Consider the following 22,933-nt stretch of genomic DNA (forward strand, 5'->3'; position numbering starts at 1 on the left):
AGATCAGCTACGCGGCTTCTCCCGCATCTCGAACGTCGCGATCGTGTCGCCGACCTGCAGGTCGTTGAACGACCCGAGACCGATACCGCACTCGAAGCCCTCACGGACCTCCGTGGCGTCGTCCTTGAAGCGCTTGAGCGACTCGACCGTGAGGTTGTCGCCCACGACGGTGCCTCCGCGCAGGACTCGTGCCTTGGTGTTCCGTCGGATCTCGCCCGAGCGGACGATCGAACCGGCGATGTTCCCGAACTTGGAGGAACGGAAGACCTCGCGGATCTCGGCGGTGCCGAGCTGCGCCTCTTCGTACTCGGGCTTGAGCATGCCCTTGAGTGCAGCCTCGACGTCGTCGATCGCCTGGTAGATGATCGAGTAGAACCGGACGTCGACGCCTTCGCGCTCCGCCAGTGCCTCGACGCGCTCGCCGTACTTGACGTTGAACCCGATGATGATCGCGTTGTCCACGGTCGCCAGGTTGACGTCGTTCTGGGTGATCGCACCGACGCCGCGGTGGATGATGCGCAGCTGGACCTCGTCGCCGACGTTGATCTGCAGCAGCGCGTCCTCGAGTGCTTCGACAGCACCGGAGACGTCGCCCTTGAGGACCAGGTTGAGGGTCTCGACCTTGCCCTGCTCGAGCGCCTGGGCGAAGTCCTCGAGGCTGACGCGCTTGCGACGCTTGGCCAGGAGGGCTGCACGCTCGGCGGCCTCGCGCTTCTCGGCGATCTGACGGGCGGTGCGCTCGTCGGGCGCCACGAGGAACGTGTCACCGGCGCTGGGCACGGACGCGAGCCCGAGCACCATCACGGGGCGGGCAGGGCCTGCCTCGGTGACGTTGTTGCCGTGCTCGTCGAACATCGCACGGACACGTCCGTGAGCGGTGCCCGCGACGATCGCGTCCCCGACGTGGAGCGTGCCGGACTGGACCAGGACGGTCGCGACGGCGCCGCGGCCCTTGTCGAGGTTCGCCTCGATGGCGACGCCTCGTGCGTCCTTGTCCGGGTTGGCGCGCAGGTCGAGCGAGGCGTCCGCCGTGAGGAGGACGGCCTCGAGGAGCGCGTCGATGCCCTGGTTCTGCTTGGCGGACACGTCGACGAACATGGTGTCGCCGCCGTACTCCTCGGCCACCAGGTTGTACTCGGTGAGCTGCTGGCGGATCTTGGCGGGGTTGGCCCCTTCCTTGTCCACCTTGTTGACCGCGACGACGATCGGCACGCCGGCCGACTGCGCGTGGTTGAGCGCCTCGACCGTCTGCGGCATGACGCCGTCGTCGGCCGCGACCACGAGGATCGCGATGTCGGTCACCTGGGCACCACGAGCACGCATGGCGGTGAACGCCTCGTGACCCGGGGTGTCGATGAAGGTGATGGGACGGTCGACACCCTCGTGCACGTGACGGACCTGGTAAGCACCGATGTGCTGCGTGATGCCGCCGGCCTCGCCGGAGATGACGTCGGTCTGACGGATCGCGTCGAGCAGTCGCGTCTTACCGTGGTCGACGTGGCCCATGACCGTGACGACGGGCGGACGGGCCTGGAGCTCGTCGTCGCCCTCGCCCTCGAGCTCGGCGTCCAGGTCGATGTCGAAGGCACCGAGGAGCTCGCGGTCCTCTTCCTCCGCCGAGACCATCTCGATGACGTACCCGAGCTCCGCGGCGAGCGAACCGAACGTGTCCTCGTCGAGGGACTGCGTGGCGGTCGCCATCTCACCGAGGTGGAACAGCACCGTCACGAGGCTCGCGGGGTTCGCGTCGATCTTGTCGGCGAAGTCGTTGAGCGAGGAGCCGTGACGCAGACGCACGACGGTCGAGCCGTTCCCGCGGGGAACCTGCACGCCACCCAGCGAGGGGGCCTGCATCTGCTCGAACTCCTGGCGCTTCGCCCGCTTGGACTTGCGCCCGCGGACGGGGCGCCCTCCTGCACGACCGAACGCACCCTGGGTGCTGCCACGACCGGCACCGCCGCGACCGCCGCCACCGGGGCGACCGGCGAAACCGCCGCCACCACCGGGAGCGCCACCGCCACCGGGGCCACCGCCGGCGCCACCGGGACGACCGGCGAAGCCGCCGCGACCGCCACCGGCGCCGCCTGCGCCGCCACCCGGACGACCGCCGGGAGCGGGCCGGTCACCGGGGCGACCGATCGAGGTACGACCGGGCATCATGCCCGGGTTGGGACGGGGACCGCCGGGGCGCGGTGCGGGGCGGGGACCACCGGGACGGGGTCCGCCGGAACGCTCCGTGCTGCCTGCTGCGGGGTTCGCGTTGGCCGCGGGGTCCGCGGCACGCTCCGGACGCGCACCGGGTCGGGGCATGCCCTGGCTCGAGGCGAACGGGTTGTTGCCCGGGCGCGGGGAGCCGGAACGCGGCATGCCCTGGCTCGAGGCGAACGGGTTGTTGCCCGGGCGCGGGGCACCGGGACGTGCGCCGCCACCAGCACCGCCGGGGCGGGCTGCTGCGGGGCGCGGGCCGGGCGCGGGGGCGTTGCCGCCACCTGCCGGCTTGGGCGACCCCGACGGCTTGCGCTCGGCTGCCGGCGCGGGGGCCGGTGCTGCGGGCTTCTTGGCCTCGGCGGCGGGCTCGACGAACGCGGGGCTCGCCGGTGCCTCCTTGGCGGGGGCCGGCGCGGGCGCCTTGGGTGCGGCGGGCGCGGGGGCAGCCGGTGCGGGCGCAGCAGGCGCCGGAGCGGCCTCTGCGGCGGGCGCGGGCTTGGGCGCTGCCGGACGTGCCGGTGCCGGCTTGGCGGGAGCGCTTGCGCTCTCCGCACCACCACCGGCCGGGAAGGTGTCGCGCAGCTTGCGGACGACCGGCGGTTCGATGGTCGAGGATGCCGAGCGGACGAACTCACCGAGTTCCGTCAGCTTGGTCATGATGGTCTTGCTCTCCACCCCGAGCTCCTTAGCGAGCTCGTAGACGCGGACCTTTGCCACAACTCTCCTGTCTCGGCCCACCCGAAACAGGGAGGACCGTCTTTAGTGCTGGGTGCTCATCGCTGGGTACTCATCGGGTGCCCATCGGCTTCTAACCCGCTTCCTTGTCGACGATTCGTGCGGTGTTCGTGCGGTACTGGCGCGGTTCGACCTGCGCGGCGCGAGGTGCGCCGCCGGCCGGGACCGCCGACTGACGATGACTGGCGATGACTGACGACAGGTCAGTCCTCTCGGTCGAGACGGGCTCGGGCTCCGGCGAGATCCACGGGACCTGCGAGACGCAGGGCCCGGGGAAAGGCTCGTCGACGCTCGGCCAGCTCGAAGCAACGCCGAGCATCGTGGAGCCAGGCGCCGCGCCCCGGGAGCGACCGGCCGACGTCGACGACGAGCCGAGGCTCTGGGACGTCGTCCTGGTCCACCACGAAGCGGAGAAGAACGGACCGTAGGTCACGTTCCCGGCAACCGACGCACGTTCGAACGGGCGCGTGAGCGCCTGAAGGGTCGTGTGGCGGTGTCCGGACTCGTGGCCCAGTCAGGGACAGTCTAGCGCGCCCGCTCACCTGGTGTTACCCGTTTCCGCCATCAGCGCCCGGTCCGTCCCCCTCGCCCGGGGCCCCGGCCGTACGCGTGGCGTGCGGACCGGCGTGGTCGCCCTCGTCGGAGCGGATGTCGATGCGCCACCCCGTGAGCTTCGCGGCGAGCCGGGCATTCTGCCCTTCCTTGCCGATCGCGAGGGAGAGCTGGAAGTCCGGCACGACCACACGGGCGGCGCGAGCCTCGGCGTCCACGACGGTGACCGACGTCACACGAGCCGGTGACAGTGCGCTGGCCACGAAAGCGGCCGGGTCGTCGCTGAAGTCGACGATGTCGATCTTCTCGCCGTGGAGCTCGGCCATGACCGCGCGGACACGGGCACCCATGGGTCCGATGCAGGCGCCCTTGGCGTTGAGCCCCGCGACGCGCGAGCGCACCGCGACCTTCGACCGGTGGCCGGCCTCACGGGCGATCGCCATGATCTCGACCGAGCCGTCCGCCACCTCCGGCACCTCGAGCTCGAACAGCTTGCGCACGAGGTTGGGGTGGGTCCGGCTCAGCGTGATCTGGGGACCCTTCATGCCGCGCGCCACGTCCAGGACGTAGGCGCGCAGACGCTCACCGTGGACGTAGTCCTCGGTCGGCACCTGCTCGTGCGGCGGCAGGAGCGCCTCGGTGCCCCCGACGTCGACGAGGACCATGCGCGGGTCGTTGCCCTGCTGGATGATGCCCGCCAGGACCTCCCCCTCCTTGCCGCGGAAGGTGCCGAGGATCTGGTCGTCCTCGGCGTCGCGCAGCCGCTGCACGATGACCTGGCGCGCGGTCGCGGTCGCGATGCGGCCGAAGTCCTTGGGCGTGTGGTCGAACTCGGGCCCGAACACCGGGGCCCGGTAACGCCGGACGGGCTCGCCGTCCTCGTCGAGCTCGGGCTCCTCGTCCTCCTCGGCCGGGAGCTCCTCGCGGGCCCAGACCGTGACGTGGCCCGAGCGGCGCTCGAGCTCGACCCGTGCGCGCGCGTAGGCGTCAGGGGTCCGGTGGTAGGCGGAGAGCAGTGCCTGCTCGATCGCCGCCACCAGGATGTCGAGGCTGATGTCCTTCTCGCGCTCCAGCAGGCGCAGCGCGCTCATGTCGATGTCCATCGATCAGACCTCCTCGTCGTTCGGGGCGTCGGCCCCGGGGTTCGCGTCAACAGCCATCTCCGGGCCGAGGTCCACCTCGAGGGCGCGCTTGAGCTCGACCTGGATCGCGCCGCGGACCACGTCGACGAGCGCGACGGACTCCACGGGGGCGTCGGTGAGCAGCAGGTGCCCGTCCTCGACGTCGCGAAGGCGCCCCTCGACGACCCCGCCGTCCTGCAGCGACAGACGCACGATGCGTCCGCGGGCGCGCTTGAAGTGGCGCAGCTCGGTGAGCGGGCGGGAGGTGCCGGGGGTCGAGATCTCGAGCGTGTAGGCGCCCGGGAAGGCGTTCGACGCGTCGAGCGCGGTGTTGATGTCGCGCGAGACCTCGGCGACGCGGTCCAGGTCGAGGTTGCCCAGGGCGTCCTCGGGGAGGTCCAGCGTGATACGGACGACCGAGCGGCTTCCGGCCAGGGAGACGGTCACGTCCTCCAGGTACAGGTCGGCGTCCTGTACGACCGGTTCCACGACCTGGCGGACCCTGTCCGCCCCGGCCTGCTTCGCCTTGTTCATCTCTCGGTCTCCCGTCGGCTCCCACTGCCCACCGGGCAAGGATTCGACCGGTGTGTTGTTGTACGGGATCAGCCTAACGACTCACCCGCCAGGAACGTGACATCATCACCCTCGATGACTGTCGAACCTGCTCCGCGCCAGCACCGCTCGAGCCCCCCGGACACCGTTCCATCGTCCGCTTCCTCACGTTTTCGGCGGCGGAGCGCCCCGGGGCGCCCTTCCGCACGGCGCGGCGTCGTGGTGATCGTCACGTCGCTCGCGCTGCTCGCGGTCGCAGGTTGCGGACTGCGGCTCGAGACACCGCCCCCGACCGAGCCCGTCCCGGACGCCCAGGAGGCGCTGCGCCGGGTCGCCGTCGACGGCGCGCTGCTCGTGGGCGACCTCGCCGACGCGGCGGGCGCGACGGCGTCGGGCCTGGACCAGGCCGCGCTCGACGCCCTGGCGAGCACGAGCACCTCCGCCGACGAGCACGTGACCGAGCTGGGCGGCGTCTACGACTCGGGACTCCCCGAGCCCGACGAGGACGCCGACGAGCCCGCGTCCGGCGCGACCGACCAGCCGACGGCTCCCACGACCGCGACCCCCGCAGAGGTCGTCGAGGCCCTGGCGGCCTCGGCCGTCGCGCTCCGTGATGCCGCCGACCAGACCGAGGACGGCCCGTTCGCACGCCTCGTCGCCTCGATCGCGGCGTCGCAGGACGCCTCGGCACGCCAGGTCGCGGCGACGACGGGCACCGCCCTGCCCGACTCGCTCCCCACCCCCACGGGGCTGCTCGTCCCCGAGGCCGCGCCGGCGGGCCTGAGCGCGACCGACCTGTCCACGATCATCGAGGCCGAGGACGCCGCGGGCTACGCGTACGAGGTCCGTGCGGCGCTCGCCGACGGCGAGCTGCGCGAGGCCGCGCTCGGGCGCGCGGTGCTGCACCGCGCGCGGGCCGAGGCGTGGGCCCAGGCCGCGGGGACCGCGGGCGGCCCGCAGGACCCCCGCCGGGTCGCCTACACGGTCCCGTCCGACGTCCCGACGCCGGAGCTCGCCGCCGGGCTCGAGTCCTCGCTCGCACAGTCGTACGCCGCGCTCGTGGGCGACGCCGGTACGGGGACGAGACTCCCGCTCGTCGACCTGGTGATCGAGGCGAACATCGCCGCGATCGGCTGGGGCGCGCCCGTGAGCGCGTTCCCGGGCCTGCCCGAGCAGGCGGAGCAGACGCCCGCGGCCGGCTGACGAGCGCCAGCACCACGCCGACGAGGCCAAGGAGCGGCCCCCGCCGCTACGCCCTCGCACGCACGACCGCACGCACGACGGCGCACGAGACGGGCCGGGCCCGGGAGCAGCGAACGCTCCCGGGCCCGGCCCGTCTCGTGCGGGAAGAGTGCTACGCGAGCAGCTCGGCGACCTTCTCGGTCACGAGATCGACCACGTCGGCGACGGGGACCTGCACTGCCTCGCCGCCCTGACGCGGGCGCACCTCGACGACGCCGTCCGCGAGACCGCGGCCCACGACCACGACGAGCGGGGCGCCCAGGAGCTCGGCGTCCTTGAACTTCACGCCGGGCGAGACCTTGGGCCGGTCGTCGTACAGGACCTCGACGCCGCGCGCCGAGAGCTCGGCCGTGAGCGACGCGGCGGCCTCGAAGACCGCCTGGTCCTTGCCCGTGGCGATCACCTGGACGTGCATGGGGGCCACGTGCGCGGGCCAGGCGAGCCCGGCCTCGTCGTGGTTGGCCTCGGCCAGCGCCGCGAGCGCGCGCGTCACGCCGATCCCGTACGAGCCCATCGTCACGACGACCTGCTTGCCGTTCTCGTCGAGGACCGTCAGGCCCAGGGCCTGCGCGTACTTGCGTCCGAGCGCGAAGATGTGGCCGATCTCGATGCCGCGCGCCAGCTCGAGCGGGCCCGAGCCGTCTGGCGCGGGGTCGCCAGCACGGACCTCGGCGGCCTCGATCGTGCCGTCGGCCGTGAAGTCGCGCCCGGCGACCAGGTCGAGCACGTGCTTGCCGTGCTGGTTCGCGCCCGTGATCCAGCGGGTCCCCTCGACGACGCGCGGGTCCAGGAGGTAGCGCACGGCCGAGTGCGACGACGCGGGCGTCTTGCCCTCGGCGGGCACGGTCACCTGGGGGCCCTGCGGGCCGAGGACCTCGGGGCCGATGTAGCCCTTGACGAGCTCGGGGTGCGCGGCGAAGTCCGCCTCGCCCGCGGGCTCGACCTCGGCGGGCTCGACCGCCGCCTCGAGACGCTTGAGGTCGACCTCGCGGTCGCCGGGCAGGCCCACGACGAGCACCTCACGACGACCGTCGGGGTGCGTGAGCGCGAGCACCACGTTCTTGAGCGTGTCGGCCGCGGTCCACTCGCGGTCAGGACGCGGGAAGCGCGCGTTGACGAGCGCGACGAGCGAGTCGATCGTCGGGGTGCCAGGGGTGTCCTCGACGTGCGCCGCGGGCGCGTCGTCGAAGGGCAGGGCCTCGGGCACGGGCGTGACGACGGCCTCGACGTTGGCCGCGTAGCCGCCGGGCGAGCGCACGAACGTGTCCTCGCCGATCGCGGTCGGGTTGAGGAACTCCTCGCTGCGCGAGCCGCCCATGGCCCCGGACGTCGCGGCCACGATCACGTACTCGAGGCCCAGGCGCGTGAAGATCCGCTGGTAGGCGGCGCGCTGGTTCTGGTACGAGGCCTCGAGCCCCTCCTCGGTCACGTCGAACGAGTACGCGTCCTTCATGATGAACTCGCGGCCACGGATGAGGCCCGCACGCGGACGCGCCTCGTCGCGGTACTTCGTCTGGATCTGGAACAGCGTGAGCGGCAGCTCCTTGTAGGACGAGTACATGTCCTTGACGAGGAGCGTGAACATCTCCTCGTGCGTGGGGGCGAGCAGGTAGTCGCCGTCCTTGCGGTCCGTGAGGCGGAAGAGGTTGGCGCCGTACTCGTCCCAGCGGCCCGTGGCCTCGTAGGGCTCGCGCGGCAGCAGCGCCGGGAAGTGGACCTCCTGGCCGCCCGCGTCCTCCATCTCCTCGCGGACGATCGCCTCGACCTTGGCGAGCACGCGCAGGCCCAGCGGGAGCCAGGTGTAGATGCCGGGGGCGGCGCGACGGATGTAGCCGGCGCGCACGAGGAGCTTGTGGCTCGCGACCTCGGCGTCGACCGGGTCCTCGCGCAGCGTCCGCAGGAACAGGGAGGTCATCTTGAGGGGCTTGACGGGGGGACCGACCACCCGGCCGGAGGCTGAAGACATGGGCCCGATCCTACCGTCGCCGAACGCCACGTCCCGCAGGGATCGCGTCCCGCCGGCGGTCCCACCCGCCGTCCGACCGGCCGTGCGAGGGACGTCGCCGGTGCGCGCCGGCGCGCGAGCGGGCACCATGGAACCGTGCCCGAGCTCCCCGAGGTCGAGGCGCTCGTCCGCTTCCTCGACGAGCGCACGACCGGTCGTGTCGTCGTCGCGGCGGACCTCGCCTCGATCGTGGCCCTCAAGACCTTCTCTCCCCCGCTCTCCGCCCTGGTGGGCGGCACGGTCACGGGGGCGGCGCGCCACGGCAAGTGGCTCGACCTGGCGGTCCGCCCGGCGCCCGGCGGCGCGGGCGCCGACAGCACCGACGGCACGGGCAGCAGGCCCGACGGCGAGCTCCACCTGGTCTTCCATCTCGCCAGGGCGGGGTGGTTGCGCTGGTCCGAGGACGCGCCCACGACCCCCGTGCGCCCCACCTCGAGCCGAGGCGGCGTCCGGGCCGTGCTCGCGCTGCGGATCCGGTTCGACGACGGGTCCGGCTTCGACCTCACCGAGGCCGGCACGCGCAAACGGCTCGCGGTCCACCTGGTCCACGACCCCGACGAGGTGCCCGCGATCGCGACCCTGGGCGTCGAACCGCTGGGGCCCGACTTCACGCGCGACCGTCTGGCCGAGCTCCTGGGCGCACGCAACCAGCAGCTCAAGGGTGTCCTGCGCGACCAGCGCCTCATCGCGGGGATCGGCAACGCCTACTCCGACGAGATCCTGCACGCCGCGAGGACCAGCCCGTTCCGCCTGAGCCGCACCCTCGACGCCGACGACGTGGCCCACCTGCACCAGGCGATCCGCGACGTGATCACCGAGGCCGTGGCGACGTCGTCGGGCAGACCGGCCGCCGAGCTCAAGGACGCCAAACGGCGCGGCATGCGCGTCCACGGCCGCACGGGCGAGACCTGCCCGGTGTGCGGGGACGTCGTGCGCGAGGTCTCGTTCGCCGACCGCAGCCTGCAGTACTGCGCCACGTGCCAGACCGGCGGGCAGGTCCTCGCCGACCGGCGCATGTCGAAGCTCCTGAAGTAGACCTCAGAACAGGACGGTCGCGAACGTCCCGACCTGCTCGAACCCCACGCGTCGGTACGTCGCGAGCGCACGCTCGTTGTACGCGTTGACGTAGAGCGAGACGATCGGTGCGATCTCGCGACGCGTGATCTCCACGACCGCGGCCATGCCCGACTCGGACAGGCGCCGACCTCGCAGCCGTGGCTCGACCCACACGCCCTGCACCTGCGCGACCTCGGGCGTGACCGCACCGAGCTCGGCCTTGAAGGCGACCGTGCGCTCGTGGAGCGCGACGGCCGCGAGCGGGTCGTCCACCCCGGTCGACGGCGTCGACGACGAGGCGTCCCCGGTCACCCGCACGAACGAGCGACCCGACGTGATGAGCCCGCGCACACGGTCGGTGTAGGCGTTGCCGCCCGCGGCGACCGGCGAGTAGCCGACCTCCTCGACGAACATGCGCACGCACGCCGGCAGCACGAGCGGGAGCTCCGCGGGCACCGAGCGGCGGACCAGCGGGTCCGGCTCGACGTCGGGCGCCCGGTCGATCATGAGCGACGGCTGGTCGTCGCGGACGTCCCGCGCCGCCGGCCAGTGCTCGGCCAGGCGATCCCACAGACCGAGAGCCGCCGAACGCTCGCCCACGATCGACGACGCCCGACGCCCGAACCTGCGGGCGAGGGCCGCGAACGCGTCGAGGGCCTCGGTGTGGTCCGCTCCCTGCGCCGGGACGACGGGCACCAGGTTGGCCCCCGCCCAGCAGATCGCCACGAGCGGTCCCTGCGCGGGAAAGCCCCACACCTGTCCCCCGCTCTGCGAGAGCCGTGCGGCCTCGACGATGCGGGAGGCCGCGAGCACCGACCCCACGGGGTCGAGGGCGCACACCCGCAAGGCGTCCGGGACGTCCGCGTCCCCCAGGACCCGGGCAGCCTGGAGCCGGGACCACGGCCCCGGGGGGTGCCAGCGCGCCATGGCCGTCGACTCAGCCGACGGTGACGACGGGCGGACCGGCCTGTGCGTCGTTCTCCGGTGTCATGGTCTCGGCGATCCGCATGGCCTCCTCGATCAGCGTCTCGACGATCATCGACTCGGGCACCGTCTTGACGACCTCGCCCTTGACGAAGATCTGCCCCTTGCCGTTGCCCGACGCGACGCCGAGGTCCGCCTCGCGAGCCTCGCCCGGTCCGTTCACGACGCAGCCCATGACCGCGACGCGCAGCGGGACCTCCATGCCCTCGAGTCCGGCGGTCACCTTCTCCGCGAGCGTGTACACGTCCACCTGCGCGCGACCGCACGACGGGCACGAGACGATCTCGAGCTTGCGGGGACGCAGGTTGAGCGACTGCAGGATCTGGATGCCGACCTTGACCTCCTCGACGGGCGGAGCCGACAGGGAGACGCGGATCGTGTCGCCGATGCCCTTGCTCAGCAGCGCGCCGAACGCCGTCGCCGACTTGATCGTGCCCTGGAAGGCCGGGCCCGCCTCGGTGACACCCAGGTGCAGCGGCCAGTCGCCGCGCTCGGACAGCAGCTCGTAGGCGCGCACCATGACGACCGGGTCGTTGTGCTTGACCGAGATCTTGAAGTCGTGGAAGCCGTGCTCCTCGAACAGCGACGCCTCCCAGACGGCCGACTCGACGAGCGCCTCCGGGGTGGCCTTGCCGTACTTGGCGAGGAGGCGCGGGTCGAGCGACCCGGCGTTCACGCCGATACGGATCGAGGTGCCCGCGTCCGTGGCGGCGCGGGCGATCTCCTTGATCTGGTCGTCGAACTTGCGGATGTTGCCCGGGTTCACTCGCACGGCCGCGCAGCCCGCGTCGATCGCGGCGAACACGTACTTCGGCTGGAAGTGGATGTCCGCGATCACGGGGATCTGGGACTTCCTCGCGATCGCGGGCAGCGCGAGCGCGTCGTCCTGGCTCGGCACCGCGACGCGCACGATGTCGCAGCCCGACGCGGTCAGCTCGGCGATCTGCTGGAGGGTCGCGTTGATGTCCGTGGTCGGGGTCGTGGTCATCGACTGGACGCTCACGGGGGCGTCACCGCCGACGTCGACCTTGCCGACCTTGATCTTGCGGGTCTTGCGGCGCGGCGCGAGGACAGGCGGAGGTGCTGCTGGCATGCCGAGGCTGATGGGTACGCTCACGGACCTAGTATCCCCCGCTCAGCACCCCTGACGCGCCCGACGCCGCCCCCCGCCCCGCTCGCCCCGTGACTCTTCGCGAGATCTTCACCGAGGTGGCTCAGGTGATGGTCAGGTGAGGCGGATCGGGTTGGCGATGTCCGCGTAGATCAGCAGCACGCCCATCCCGAGCAGGACGACCCACATCGCGAGCCCGAGCGGGACGAGCTTGGCGACGTCCGCGTGCGCGGGGCGCGGGCGGCCGCGGACCTTGGCGACCTGCCTCTTGGCCCCCTCGTACAGCGCACCCGCGATGTGCCCGCCGTCGAGCGGCGGCAACGGGATGAGGTTGAACGCGAACAGAGCGATGTTGAGCGAGGCCAGGAGGCTCAGCATGATCGCCACGCGGTCGACCACGTCGACCTGGTCCGCCCCCACGACGTCCACCGCGATCCGCCCCACGCCCACCGGACCCATGACCGACGCCGGGTCCCGCTCCTCGCCGCCGAACGTCGACTGCACCACGTCGACCAGCTTGGCCGGCAGCTCGACGATGACCGCGGCAGTGCCCGAGACCTGCGCCCAGATGGCCTCCGGCACCGCGCTGAGCGGCTCCGAGACCCGCTCCTGGGTCGGGGCGATCCCGACGTAGCCCGCGGGCTTGAGGACGGGCTCGCCGTCGTCGTCGGTCACGTACTGCCCGTCGTCACCCACGACCGGACGGTCCACCTCGGTCGGGGTGATCTCGAGCGTGACCTGCTCACCCGCCCGCTCGACCACGACCGGGACGGTCTGGCCCGCGGCGCCCGTGATCTTGCCGACCAGCGAGTCCCACGACGTGACCGGCTCGCCGTCGAACGAGACGATCGTGTCCCCGGGCTCGATCCCCGCCAGCGCGGCAGGGGTCGCCGGGTCGCTCGCCGTGCACTCGTAGTCCGCCGGGGCCGCGGCGGGCGTCACGCACGCGGGCACCGTCGCGACCGTCGTGGTCGCCTGCGGCGAACCGATGCCGACCAGCACCACGGTCATGAGCACGAACGCGATCACGAGGTTCATGAACGGACCGCCGAACATCACGACGATCTTCTTGGGCACCGAGAGGTTGTAGAACGCACGCGGCTCCTGACCGGGCAGGATCTCCTCGGCGCTCATCTCCCGCGCGTCCTGCACCATGCGACCGAAGAAGCCGTCGGACTTCTTGGCACCAGGAGGCGCGGGCGGGTACATGCCCACGAGGCGCACGTAGCCGCCCAACGGGATCGCCTTGAGCCCGTACTCGGTCTCCCCCGTGGTCCGCGACCACAACGTGGGTCCGAACCCCACGAAGTAGTGGCTGACCCGGACACCGAACTTCTTCGCCGGGACCATGTGCCCGACCTCGTGCAGGGCGATCGACACCAGGATGCCGACCAGCACGACGAGGATGCCGATCACCGCGGCCATGAGTGCTCCGTTCAGGGGTGCTGCGAGAAGACGAGTACTGCGAGGTGGACCAGTGCTGAGGCCCGAACCTACCGCCGGTTCCTGCGGACGGCCTGAGGATCGTCAGGACCGGAGGCCCTGGACCGTGGACGCCCCTCGCCCGCCGGGGCATCAGCGACGGGCGAGGATCTCGTGAGCCCTGGCCCGGGCCCACCCCTCGGCACCCGTCACGTCCTCCAACGTGACCGCCGCCCGCGGGGTTCCCGTGTGCTCACCCAGGACCCGCTGCACGGTCTCGACGATGTCCAGGAAGCCGATCCGGCCCGAGAGGAACGCGGCGACGCACTCCTCGTTGGCCGCGTTGTACACCGCAGGGTGCGTCGCCGACGCCGAGGCTGCCTCGCGCGCGAGCCCGACGGCCGGGAAGAGAGCCTCGTCGAGCGGCTCGAACGTCCAGGCCGTCGCGGCCGACCAGTCGCACCCGGCTGCCACCTCGCCGAGGCGGTCCGGCCAGCTCAGGCCGAGCGCGATGGGCAGGCGCATGTCCGGCGGGGAGGCCTGCGCGATGGTCGAACCGTCGACGAACTCGACCATCGAGTGGACGACCGACTGCGGGTGCACCACGACCGCGATCTCGTCGGTCGGCACGTCGAACAGCAGGTGCGCCTCGATGAGCTCGAGGCCCTTGTTCATGAGCGTCGCCGAGTTGATCGTCACGACCGGCCCCATGGCCCAGGTCGGGTGCGCGAGCGCCTGCTCCGGGGAGACCGCCTTGACGTCGTCGCGCGACCATCCGCGGAACGGGCCGCCCGACGCCGTCAGCACGAGGCGACGGACCTCCTCGCGGCGCCCGGAGCGCAGTGCCTGCGCGATCGCGGAGTGCTCCGAGTCGACGGGGACGATCTGGTCCGGACGCTGCTTCGCGTCCTGGACCAGCACGCCACCCACGACGAGCGACTCCTTGTTGGCCAGCGCGAGCGTCGAGCCCGCGCCCAGGGCGGCCAGCGTGGGGCCGAGGCCCACCGAGCCCGTGATGCCGTTGAGCACGACGTCGGAGCCGGCACCCGCGAGCTCGGTCGCGGCGTCCGGGCCGACGAGCACCTCGACGGCCGGTGCGCCCGCGCGCGAGGCCCTCGCGGCCAGCGCGGTCTCGACCTCGACGGCTCGTGCAGGGTCCGCGACCCCGACACGTCGCACACCGAGCGCGACCGCCTGCTGGGCGAGGAGCTCGGCGTTCGCGCCACCCGCCGAGATCGCGTCCACGCGGAACCGGTCGGAGTGACGAGAGATCACGTCGATCGCCTGGGTGCCGATGGATCCGGTCGACCCGAGAAGGGTCACGCTGCGCAGACTCATGGGGACATCCTCCCAGGTGCGCGGACCGCCCGAGGCGCGCGGCGCCGTCGGGCAGTCTGCGCGCACGGCGTCACTCGACGCCGAGCAGCACCTCGATGGCCCGGGCGAAGAACGCGTCCACGGGCCCCTCCGCGTAGCCGTCCTTGCCGCGGCGACGAGCGAACGTCGAGTTGCGGATCTCGGCGGCCGTGATGGGCTCCTGGCGGTCGAAGTACGCCACGAGACGGTCGCACAGGTCGTCCACGTCGTCCATGTCGTAGCCCCACTCGCCACGGCCCGCGGGCGCGAAGCGCTCGCCGTCCGGGCGGCCCAGGCGGCCGTACAGGCTGCGCGCCCGCTCGGCGAGCGCGTTCATCCACGCCTGCTGGCCGTTGACCGCGACGTACTCGGCACGCTGGCGGGCGATGAAGGCCCCCTCCAACCGATCGAGGGCCGCGTCGACCTCGTGGGTGTCGTACCCGCCACGGACCAGGTCGAACATCGAGACCTGGATGTCCGTGCTCGTCAGACGCTCCGGCTTCTTGCCCTCGTAGACCTGACGTGCGTGGTCGAAGAACTCGTCCACCTCTTCCGGGTCGTACCCGTTGCGCACCTTCGAGACGGTGCTGAACAACGCACTCACTCTTCCTCCTCAGCTGCCAGCTGCCCGCACGCACCATCGATGTCACTGCCGCGTGTGTCACGAATAGTGGTCGGAATCCCGTGCCCGCGCAAGCGAGCCACGAACTCGTCCTCGACGTCGCGTTCGCTCGCCGTCCAGATCGAGCCCGGCGTCGGGTTCAGCGGGATGGGGTTCACGTGCACCCAGCCCGAGCCACGAGCCGTGAGCTTCTCGCCCAGCAGGTCCGCACGCCAGGCGTGGTCGTTCATGTCCTTGATGAGCGCGTACTCGATGCTCACGCGACGCCCCGTGACCTCGAAGTAGTTGCGCGCCGCGTCGAGCGTCTCGTCGACCGACCACCGGGTGTTGATCGGGACCAGCTCGCTGCGCAGGTCGTCGTCGGGGGCGTGGAGCGAGAGCGCGAGCGTGACCGGGATGCCCTCGGCCGAGAGCTTGTTCATGGCGGGGACGAGCCCCACGGTCGAGACCGTGATGTTGCGCGCCGACATGCCCAGGCCCTCGGGGGCGGGGGCGATGAGCTGGCGGATCGTGCCCATGACGGCCTTGTAGTTGGCCATGGGCTCGCCCATGCCCATGAAGACGAGGTTGTTCAGCCGGGCCGGGCCGCCGGGGATGTCACCGTCGGCGAGCGACTTCGCGGCCGAGCGCACCTGCTCGACGATCTCCGCGGTCGACAGGTTGCGCGTCAGGCCGAGCTGACCGGTCGCGCAGAAGGGGCACGCCATGCCGCACCCGGCCTGGCTCGAGACGCACAGCGTCGACCGGTTCGGGTAGCGCATCAGGACCGACTCGACCTTGGCCGCGTCGAAGAGCTTCCAGAGCGTCTTGACGGTCGTCCCGCCGTCGGCCTGCATGACGCGCGCCGGGGTGAGCAGCGGCGGCATGAGGTTCTCCACGAGCAGGTTCCGCGTCGCCTGGGGGAGGTCGGTCATGTCCTCGGCGTCGTTCGTGAAGTGCGCGTAGTAGTGCGTCGCGAGCTGCTTGGCACGGAAGGGCTTCTCCCCCAGCTCGACGACCGCGGCCGTGCGCTCCTCCGGGGAGAGGTCGGCGAAGTGGCGCGGGGGCTTCCCACGACGAGGTGCCGACATGACGAGCGGCAGCGGCTTCGATTCGACGGACGGGCGAACAGACATGAGAAGGATCCAGAGGTTGGAGCGGGTGGAGCAGGTCAGCGCACCGCGCCGGGTCGACGCGTCAGGTGCGCTCGTGCGAGCGTGCCGGTGCGTTCTCACGCGGTCCGGCACGCGCGCGTGCGCCCGCGCCCTGCCCCGGCCCTCGCGGGCCGCGCCTCAGAGCGAGACGGAGAGCAGCAGGTACACGAACGGAGCGGTCAGGAGCATGGAGTCCAGGCGGTCGAGGACGCCGCCGTGCCCCGGGAGGAGGGACCCCATGTCCTTCAATTCTAGGTCGCGCTTGATCATCGACTCGGCAAGGTCCCCCACGGTCGCCGTGAGCGGCACCATGATGCCGAGCGCGACACCGATCACGGGGCTCGCACCGAGCCCGTAGACCGCGCCCACGACACCGATGGCCGTCGCCAGGACGAACGAGCCCGCCAGCCCCTCCCAGCTCTTCTTGGGACTGATCGAGGGAGCCAGCGGATGACGCCCGAACAGGACCCCGGCGACGTACCCGCCGACGTCGTTGGAGACCGCCAGCAGGATGAACAGCAGGACCTGGATCCGACCGTTGTCCGGGTTCGCGAGCATCATCATGACGAACCCCGCCATGAACGGCAGGTAGGCCGTCGCGAACGTCCCCGCCGCCGCGTCGCGCACCGCGGCCGTGCCCGAGCCGTCGATGACCCGCCAGACCACGACGCCCGCCACGGTCAGCACGAACGAGACCATGAGGGCCTCGGGGCCCGAGTAGTACGACGAGATCAGGATTCCCGCGGCCCCCACCAGGAGCGGCAGGAGCGGGAGGTGGATGTCGCGGCGCAGGAACGCCTGCTTCAGCTCCCACAGCGCAGCCCCCACCGCGGCGGTCGCCAGCAGCACGAACGGCTCCGGGCGGAAGGCCAGCGAGGCCCCCACCAGGACGAGGAGCCCGACCCCGACGGAGATCGCCTTGGGCAGGTCGCGTCCGGCCTTCGGCGTGCGCCGGGGCCGGGACGCGACCGCATCACTTGTCATCGGTGCGTTCGGACTTCTGCATCAGACCTCGAGGAGCTCGCTCTCCTTGCCGGCGAGGAGCGCGTCGATCGTGTCGACGTGGCTCTTCGTGAGTGCCTCGAGCTCCTTCTCGGCGCGCGTGCCCTCGTCCTCGCCCGCCTCGCCGTCCTTGACGATGCGGTCGAGCTGCTCCTTGGCACGACGGCGCACGTTGCGCACCGAGACGCGCGCGTCCTCGGCCTTGCCCTTGGCGAGCTTCACGTAGTCACGGCGACGCTCCTCCGTGAGCACGGGGAGCACGACACGGATGATGTTGCCGTCGTTGCTGGGGTTCACCCCGAGGTCCGAGTCCCGGATGGCCTTCTCGATCGCGCTGAGCGCGGTCTTGTCGAAGGGCGAGATCACGATCGTGCGGGCCTCGGGCGTGTTGAACGAGGCGAGCTGCTGGAGCGGCGTCTGAGCGCCGTAGTACTCGACCGTGATCTTGTTGAACATCGCGCCGCTCGCACGTCCCGTGCGAATGTTCGCGAAGTCCTCCTTGGCGACCTCGATCGCCTTGTCCATCTTCTCTTCGGCCTCGAGGAGGGTCTCGTCGATCACCAGTGCTCCTTCGTCGTGCGTAGCTGGGCTAGCCGTCCTGCGCCGCACGGGGCGGCGCACCCGGGGTCGCGGCGCGGTCCGGGTCGTTCGTCGGTCGTCCGGTCAGTTCGTCGTGACCAGTGTCCCGATATTGTCCCCCAGCAGCGCGCGGGTCACGTTGCCCGGCTCGCTCATCCCGAAGACCCGCATCGTCACGTCGTTGTCGCGGCACAGGCTCAGAGCCGTGGCGTCCATGACGGCCAGGTCCTTGACGAGCGCGTCGGTGTACGTCAGGTGGTCGAGCTTGACGGCGTCAGGGTTCGTGCGCGGGTCCGCGGTGTAGACACCGTCGACACCGTTCTTGCCCATGAGGACCTCCTGGCAGTGCGTCTCCAGGGCGCGCTGGGCGGAGACGGTGTCGGTCGAGAAGTACGGCATGCCCGCTCCCGCGCCGAAGATCACGACGCGACCCTTCTCCAGGTGGCGGATCGCGCGCAGCGGGATGTACGGCTCGGCGACCTGCCCCATGGTGATGGCGGTCTGCACGCGCGTGTCGACGCCGGCCTGCTCGAGGAAGTCCTGGAGGGCGAGGCAGTTCATGACCGTGCCCAGCATGCCCATGTAGTCGGCGCGGGCGCGGTCGAGACCCCGCTGCGAGAGCTCGGCACCACGGAAGAAGTTCCCGCCCCCGACGACGATGGCGACCTGCACACCCTGGCGGACGGCGTCGGCGATCTCACCGGCCACACGCTGCACGACGTCCGGCGCGAGGCCGATCTGTCCGCCTCCGAAGGTCTCCCCGGAGAGCTTGAGCAGCACCCGTCGTGCGGGGGTCTTGGTCTCGATCTTGTCGCCCATGTGCCGAGCCACCTGTCCTTCGTCGTTCCGATCTCCCAGGGTCTGCCCCAGGACGTACCGGGGGCGGTCCTGCTCGTCGTCCCCGGGTGCTGCGTGTGCACCGGGACCCGCCGGGTCCCGGTGCGCGGTGGCCCGGTCCGCGCGAGCGCGGACCGGGCCACCGGAGGAGTGCGTCAGGCGCCGACGCGGTAGCGCACGAACTCGGTGACCGTGCCACCGACCTCGGCGAGAACCTGGCCGACGGTCTTCTTCGGGTCCTTCGCGAGCGGCTGGTCGAGCAGCACGACGTCCTTGAAGAAGCCGTTCAGGCGGCCCTCGATGATCTTCGGCAGCGCGGCCTCGGGCTTGCCCTCGTTGCGCGAGGTCTCCTCGGCGATGCGGCGCTCGCTCGCGACGACGTCCGCGGGGACGTCGTCACGCGTCAGGTACGTCGGGGACATCGCGGCGATGTGCTGCGCGATCTCCTTGGCGACGGCCTCGCCCGCGACGTCCGTCGCGACGACGACGCCGATCGACGGCGGCAGGTCCTTGGCGGTGCGGTGCAGGTACGCGGTGACGCGCTCGCCGGCGATGCGCGTGGTGCGACGCAGCACGATCTTCTCGCCGAGCGACGCGGCGGTGTTGTCGATGACGAGCTGGACGGACTCACCGTCGGCGTCCGCGGCGAGCGCAGCGTCGACGTCAGCGGCACCCGAGGCGGCGACGGCCGTCAGGACGCGGGCCGCGAGGTTCAGGAAGTTCTCGTTCTTCGCGACGAAGTCCGTCTCGGAGTTGAGCTCGATGAGCGTGGCGACCTGGCCACCCTCGGTCTCGGAGACGTCGACGGCCACGAGGCCCTCGGAGGTCGAACGGCCCTCGCGCTTGGCGACGCCCTTCAGCCCCTTGACGCGGATGATCTCGAGCGCCTTCTCGGAGTTGCCGTCGGCCTCGTCGAGCGCCTTCTTGACGTCGAGCATGCCGGCGCCGGTGCGCTCGCGCAGCGCCTTGATGTCGGCTGCGGTGTAGTTCGCCATGGTGGTGTCCTTACCTGTCTGGGGTCCCGGGACTCCCCGGGGAGAACGTGGAGCGGGCGGTGCGGCGGGTGCGCGCCCCTCCGAGGAGGGGCGCGCACCACGTCGTCACTTGGACTCGTCGGCCTCTTCGGCGGCGACCTCGGTCTCGGCGGCGGCCTCGACGGCTGCCTCTGCCTCGACCTCGGCCTCGACGGCAACCTCGGCAGCGGCCTCGGCGACGGCCTCGGCCTCGACAGCCGTCTCGGCTGCGGCCTCGGCGACGACCTCGGCAGCAGCCGCGGTCTCCACGGCGGCCTCGGCCTCGACGGTGGCCTCGGCCTCAGCGCCGGCGAGGAGCTCGCGCTCCCACTCGGCGAGGGGCTCTGCCTCGGCGGCAGAGCCGGCCTCGGCACCCGTGCGGTTGCCCGAGTGGCGCTGGAGCAGGCCCTCGGCGGCGGCGTCGGCGATCACGCGGGTCAGCAGCGTGACGGCGCGGATCGCGTCGTCGTTGCCCGGGATCTTGTAGTCGACGACGTCGGGGTCGCAGTTGGTGTCCAGGATCGCGACGATCGGGATGCGCAGCTTGCGCGCCTCGTCGACGGCCAGGTGCTCCTTGTTGGTGTCGACGATCCACACGGCGGAGGGGACCTTCGCCATGTCGCGGATGCCGCCCAGGGTGCGGGTCAGCTTGTCCTTCTCGCGACGGAGGACGAGCAGCTCCTTCTTGGTGAGCCCGGAGCCTGCGACGTCGTCGAAGTCGATCTCCTCGAGCTCCTTCATGCGCTGCAGACGCTTGTGCACCGTGGTGAAGTTGGTGAGCATGCCACCGAGCCAGCGGTGGTTCACGTAGGGCATGCCGACGCGAGCGGCCTGCTCGGCGACGGGCTCCTGCGCCTGCTTCTTGGTGCCGACGAAGAGGATCGTGCCACCGTGGGCGACGGTCTCCTTGACGAACTCGTACGCGCGGTCGATGTACGACAGCGACTGCTGCAGGTCGACGATGTAGATGCCGTTGCGCTCCGTGAAGATGAAGCGCTTCATCTTCGGGTTCCAGCGGCGGGTCTGGTGTCCGAAGTGGACTCCGCTGTCGAGGAGCTGGCGCATGGTCACGACGGCCATGGCACTTCCTTTCAGGCGTGACGCGGGATCCTCCCGCTGCTCACGCTCATTCGTCCGGCCGGTCGCAGTGCGTCCGGCCGGAGCATTCCGGTTGTCGGTGCCGGCCGGGATTGGCCCTGCACCCCTGGCGCCACACCACCGTCCGACGCCGAGCCCTGGCGAACGAGGGTCCGGACCGTTGTCGGGATGGCCCCTGACGGCGGCCAGCGAAGGCCGGGAGTCGGGGACGTGACGCGCGAAGTCGACGGCGCGCAGCGGGGGGTTCCGGGTGTCCTGCGGGTGACCTGTGGGGTGACCGTCGGGGGTGCCGTGAGCCCGTCCGAGTGAACGTGCCGATCGCGGCGTTAAGTCTACCTGATCGCGGGCCGCAGCCGGACCCGTGCACAGGCCGGGCGCGCGGGGCCTCGTCCACAGCGCGGGTCGGCGGCGCTCCGTACGGTCCCGCGGTACGCGACGCTGCTGCGGTGCCTTCCTCCGCACGGCCCACCGGGCCGCTCCACGACCTCGCCCCACCGGCCCGACGCCGTCGCTCACGTCCGGCTCCCGGCCCCCCGTCCGAGGGGCTCGACCTGGCGGCAGGCCGGCGCCGCCTGTCGCGCGTGACAGCGAGCGACCGGTTGCCCGTGGGCCCGCTCCCGGTCGTGCCCGTGCTCACGCTGGCGGTCCTCGTCGCGTCCCTCCTGCCCGTCCTGCCCGCCCGAGGGTCCGAGGGCCCGGACCCCACGACCACGGGCTGGACGCCCCCGGTCGCCGGCGACCCCGTGGTGCTCCGTGGGTTCCTGCCCCCCGACCAGGACTGGCTCGCCGGACACCGCGGGGTCGACCTCGCGGCGCCTCCCGGATCCGCCGTGGTCGCTCCCGAGGCCGGGGTCGTGACGTTCGTCGGGACGGTCGTGGACCGCGGGGTCGTGGTGGTCCTGCACGACGGGGGCCTGCGCAGCTCGCTCGAGCCGATCGACGGGACGGTCCCGACGGGCACGAGGGTCGGGCGTGGACAGGTCGTGGGGACGGTCCAGGTCGACGACGGGGCCGGCGGTCCCGGAGGTCCCGGTCCTGCGGGGGCCGGACACTGTCGGCCCGCGTCGTGCCTGCACTGGGGTGTGCGCCGCGGGGACACGTACGTCGACCCCCTCGCGCTGCTCGGGCCGCGCGAACCGATCGTGCTGCTCCCGCTGCGCTGAGCGCCGTCCCGCTGCCCGGCGCCCGCCCGGCGTCGACGGCGCACGAGGGACGCGGCAGGCTGCCCGCCGTGGTCCTGACGGGCCGCGAGCGCCGCCCGCGATCCCCCAGCCTCACGCACCTCACGCCCGCGGGAACGCCTGCTCGAACGAGGTCCTCAGCCGGTCGGCACTGACGTGGGTGTACCGCTGCGTCGTGGAGAGCGTGGCGTGGCCGAGCACCTCCTGGACGCTGCGCAGGTCGGAGCCGCCCTGGAGCAGGTGGGTCGCGGCGCTGTGGCGCAGGTCGTGCGGTGCGATGTCGTCGACCCCAGCGAGCGCCGCGAGCCGGTGCACGGTCTCCCGTGCCTGCCGCTGTCCCCACCGGTGTCCACGGTCCCCGAGGAGGAGCGCGGGACCCGAGTCCGCGACGACCAGGGCGGGGCGCCCCACGTCGAGCCAGCGGCGCAGCGCGCGGCCGGCGGGGACCCCGAACGGCACGACCCGCTCCTTGGCGCCCTTGCCGAGCACGCGCAGCGTCCGCTCCCCCAGGTCGACGTCGTCGACGTCGGTGCCCACGAGCTCGGCCACGCGCAGCCCGGAGGCGTAGAGCACCTCGACCGCGACCCACTCGCGCAGGCGGGCGGGGTCGCCGTCGGCGGCGGCGGCGCGCGCTGTCTCCATGAGGTGGGTGGCGGCATCGACGGCGAGGACGGTCGGCAGGTGACGGGCGATCTTGGGGCTCGCGAGCCGCAGGGCCGGGTCGTGCGCCGTGCGCCCGGTGCTCGTCGTCCAGGCGAAGAAGGCCCGAGCGGCCGCGCCGCGCCGCGCCATCGTGGTGCGGGCGAGGTCCCGCGCACCGAGGTCGGCGAGCCAGTCGCGCAGGACGGCGATGTCGACGTCCTCGAGGCTGCGGACCCCTGTCTCGACGGCACGGGACAGCAGCGACCGGACGTCGCCCGTGTAGGCACGCACCGTGTGGGCCGACAGGCCACGCTGGACGTCGAGGTACAGCTCGAACTCGGCGACGGCCGAGGCGAGCGCGGGCGGGAAGGGCGCCTCCTCCCGTGTCGAACCGGCCGGCTCGGGCTCGGCGCGGGTGTTCGCGGCGCTCGTCCTGGCCTCTGCGCGTGCGCCGGTGCCGTCCCGCTCGGTGTCGCTCATCG

Annotated in this window: 20 protein-coding genes; 3 read left to right on the top strand and 17 right to left on the bottom strand. The window is 72.0% G+C overall.

Features of this window, described 5'->3' with window-relative positions; genetic code table 11:
- Positions 1–3 precede the first annotated feature (3 nt).
- The 4 genes from infB to rimP form a co-directional block, all read right to left on the bottom strand.
- Positions 4–2,925 (bottom strand): translation initiation factor IF-2, encoded by a 2,922-nt coding sequence (gene infB, locus JOD49_RS03715; RefSeq protein WP_205306022.1) that lies wholly within the window; start codon positions 2,923–2,925, stop codon positions 4–6.
- Positions 2,926–3,146: 221 nt separating this feature from the next.
- On the bottom strand, positions 3,147–3,485 hold the full coding sequence (locus JOD49_RS03720) for a YlxR family protein (protein WP_205306023.1): 339 nt from the start codon (positions 3,483–3,485) through the stop codon (positions 3,147–3,149).
- Positions 3,486–3,491: 6 nt separating this feature from the next.
- Positions 3,492–4,598, bottom strand: a complete 1,107-nt coding sequence (nusA, locus tag JOD49_RS03725) for a transcription termination factor NusA (protein ID WP_205306024.1) — start codon at positions 4,596–4,598, stop codon at positions 3,492–3,494.
- A gap of 3 nt (positions 4,599–4,601) precedes the next feature.
- A complete protein-coding gene (gene rimP / locus JOD49_RS03730; protein WP_205306025.1) occupies positions 4,602–5,150 on the bottom strand; it encodes a ribosome maturation factor RimP in 549 nt (182 codons plus the stop codon).
- 237 nt (positions 5,151–5,387) lie between these two features.
- Between rimP and JOD49_RS03735 the strand changes: the two genes are divergently transcribed.
- Positions 5,388–6,371, top strand: coding sequence for a DUF4439 domain-containing protein (locus JOD49_RS03735; protein WP_205306026.1), 984 nt, complete (start codon positions 5,388–5,390; stop codon positions 6,369–6,371).
- 151 nt (positions 6,372–6,522) lie between these two features.
- On the opposite strand, the gene JOD49_RS03740 is transcribed toward JOD49_RS03735, so the two are convergent.
- A complete protein-coding gene (locus tag JOD49_RS03740) occupies positions 6,523–8,376 on the bottom strand; it encodes a proline--tRNA ligase (RefSeq protein WP_239525134.1) in 1,854 nt (617 codons plus the stop codon).
- 135 nt (positions 8,377–8,511) lie between these two features.
- Here JOD49_RS03740 and JOD49_RS03745 point away from each other — a divergent pair, with 135 nt between their 5' ends.
- Positions 8,512–9,450: an Fpg/Nei family DNA glycosylase gene (locus JOD49_RS03745; protein WP_205306027.1), complete on the top strand. Its 939-nt coding sequence runs from the start codon at positions 8,512–8,514 to the stop codon at positions 9,448–9,450.
- Between the two features lie 3 nt (positions 9,451–9,453).
- Here the strand turns inward: JOD49_RS03745 and JOD49_RS03750 are convergent, their stop codons facing one another.
- The 11 genes from JOD49_RS03750 to rpsB form a co-directional block, all read right to left on the bottom strand.
- Positions 9,454–10,398, bottom strand: coding sequence for a GNAT family N-acetyltransferase (locus JOD49_RS03750; RefSeq protein WP_205306028.1), 945 nt, complete (start codon positions 10,396–10,398; stop codon positions 9,454–9,456).
- Positions 10,399–10,408: 10 nt separating this feature from the next.
- Positions 10,409–11,548 carry a flavodoxin-dependent (E)-4-hydroxy-3-methylbut-2-enyl-diphosphate synthase gene (gene ispG / locus JOD49_RS03755; RefSeq protein WP_205308788.1) on the bottom strand — a complete coding sequence of 380 codons (1,140 nt, stop codon included), beginning with the start codon at positions 11,546–11,548 and terminating at the stop codon, positions 10,409–10,411.
- A 132-nt stretch (positions 11,549–11,680) separates the two neighbouring features.
- Positions 11,681–12,991 carry a M50 family metallopeptidase gene (locus tag JOD49_RS03760; protein ID WP_205306029.1) on the bottom strand — a complete coding sequence of 437 codons (1,311 nt, stop codon included), beginning with the start codon at positions 12,989–12,991 and terminating at the stop codon, positions 11,681–11,683.
- 150 nt (positions 12,992–13,141) lie between these two features.
- A complete protein-coding gene (dxr, locus tag JOD49_RS03765; protein ID WP_205306030.1) occupies positions 13,142–14,326 on the bottom strand; it encodes a 1-deoxy-D-xylulose-5-phosphate reductoisomerase in 1,185 nt (394 codons plus the stop codon).
- Positions 14,327–14,396: 70 nt separating this feature from the next.
- On the bottom strand, positions 14,397–14,948 hold the full coding sequence (locus JOD49_RS03770) for a DivIVA domain-containing protein (protein ID WP_205306031.1): 552 nt from the start codon (positions 14,946–14,948) through the stop codon (positions 14,397–14,399).
- A complete protein-coding gene (rlmN, locus tag JOD49_RS03775) occupies positions 14,945–16,081 on the bottom strand; it encodes a dual-specificity RNA methyltransferase RlmN (RefSeq protein WP_205306032.1) in 1,137 nt (378 codons plus the stop codon). Before rlmN ends, JOD49_RS03770 begins: the two co-directional genes overlap by 4 nt.
- A 156-nt stretch (positions 16,082–16,237) precedes the next feature.
- A complete protein-coding gene (locus JOD49_RS03780) occupies positions 16,238–17,083 on the bottom strand; it encodes a phosphatidate cytidylyltransferase (RefSeq protein WP_191790594.1) in 846 nt (281 codons plus the stop codon).
- Between the two features lie 21 nt (positions 17,084–17,104).
- On the bottom strand, positions 17,105–17,662 hold the full coding sequence (frr, locus tag JOD49_RS03785) for a ribosome recycling factor (RefSeq protein ID WP_205306033.1): 558 nt from the start codon (positions 17,660–17,662) through the stop codon (positions 17,105–17,107).
- A gap of 102 nt (positions 17,663–17,764) precedes the next feature.
- On the bottom strand, positions 17,765–18,499 hold the full coding sequence (gene pyrH, locus JOD49_RS03790; protein ID WP_205306034.1) for a UMP kinase: 735 nt from the start codon (positions 18,497–18,499) through the stop codon (positions 17,765–17,767).
- A gap of 173 nt (positions 18,500–18,672) precedes the next feature.
- Complete coding sequence (tsf, locus tag JOD49_RS03795; RefSeq protein ID WP_205306035.1) at positions 18,673–19,512, bottom strand: translation elongation factor Ts; 840 nt, start codon at positions 19,510–19,512, stop codon at positions 18,673–18,675.
- A gap of 105 nt (positions 19,513–19,617) precedes the next feature.
- Positions 19,618–20,610: a 30S ribosomal protein S2 gene (rpsB, locus tag JOD49_RS03800; RefSeq protein ID WP_205306036.1), complete on the bottom strand. Its 993-nt coding sequence runs from the start codon at positions 20,608–20,610 to the stop codon at positions 19,618–19,620.
- A 464-nt stretch (positions 20,611–21,074) separates the two neighbouring features.
- Between rpsB and JOD49_RS03805 the strand changes: the two genes are divergently transcribed.
- Positions 21,075–21,791, top strand: a complete 717-nt coding sequence (locus tag JOD49_RS03805; protein WP_307822366.1) for a peptidoglycan DD-metalloendopeptidase family protein — start codon at positions 21,075–21,077, stop codon at positions 21,789–21,791.
- A gap of 120 nt (positions 21,792–21,911) precedes the next feature.
- On the opposite strand, the gene JOD49_RS03810 is transcribed toward JOD49_RS03805, so the two are convergent.
- Positions 21,912–22,931, bottom strand: coding sequence for a tyrosine recombinase XerC (locus JOD49_RS03810; RefSeq protein WP_205306037.1), 1,020 nt, complete (start codon positions 22,929–22,931; stop codon positions 21,912–21,914).
- Between the last annotated feature and the right edge of the window lie 2 nt (positions 22,932–22,933).

Origin of the sequence: Oerskovia jenensis, assembly GCF_016907235.1 — a bacterium.
GTDB lineage: Bacteria > Actinomycetota > Actinomycetes > Actinomycetales > Cellulomonadaceae > Oerskovia > Oerskovia jenensis.

Coding starts and splice junctions, on each gene's coding strand:
- nusA (WP_205306024.1), bottom strand. CDS start 4,598: ATGGACATCGACATGAGCGCGCTGCGCCTGCTGGAGCGCGAGAAGGAC.
- rimP (WP_205306025.1), bottom strand. CDS start 5,150: ATGAACAAGGCGAAGCAGGCCGGGGCGGACAGGGTCCGCCAGGTCGTG.
- JOD49_RS03740 (WP_239525134.1), bottom strand. CDS start 8,376: ATGTCTTCAGCCTCCGGCCGGGTGGTCGGTCCCCCCGTCAAGCCCCTC.
- JOD49_RS03750 (WP_205306028.1), bottom strand. CDS start 10,398: ATGGCGCGCTGGCACCCCCCGGGGCCGTGGTCCCGGCTCCAGGCTGCC.
- ispG (WP_205308788.1), bottom strand. CDS start 11,548: ATGCCAGCAGCACCTCCGCCTGTCCTCGCGCCGCGCCGCAAGACCCGC.
- JOD49_RS03760 (WP_205306029.1), bottom strand. CDS start 12,991: ATGGCCGCGGTGATCGGCATCCTCGTCGTGCTGGTCGGCATCCTGGTG.
- dxr (WP_205306030.1), bottom strand. CDS start 14,326: ATGAGTCTGCGCAGCGTGACCCTTCTCGGGTCGACCGGATCCATCGGC.
- rlmN (WP_205306032.1), bottom strand. CDS start 16,081: ATGTCTGTTCGCCCGTCCGTCGAATCGAAGCCGCTGCCGCTCGTCATG.
- JOD49_RS03780 (WP_191790594.1), bottom strand. CDS start 17,083: ATGACAAGTGATGCGGTCGCGTCCCGGCCCCGGCGCACGCCGAAGGCC.
- pyrH (WP_205306034.1), bottom strand. CDS start 18,499: ATGGGCGACAAGATCGAGACCAAGACCCCCGCACGACGGGTGCTGCTC.
- tsf (WP_205306035.1), bottom strand. CDS start 19,512: ATGGCGAACTACACCGCAGCCGACATCAAGGCGCTGCGCGAGCGCACC.
- rpsB (WP_205306036.1), bottom strand. CDS start 20,610: ATGGCCGTCGTGACCATGCGCCAGCTCCTCGACAGCGGAGTCCACTTC.
- JOD49_RS03810 (WP_205306037.1), bottom strand. CDS start 22,931: ATGAGCGACACCGAGCGGGACGGCACCGGCGCACGCGCAGAGGCCAGG.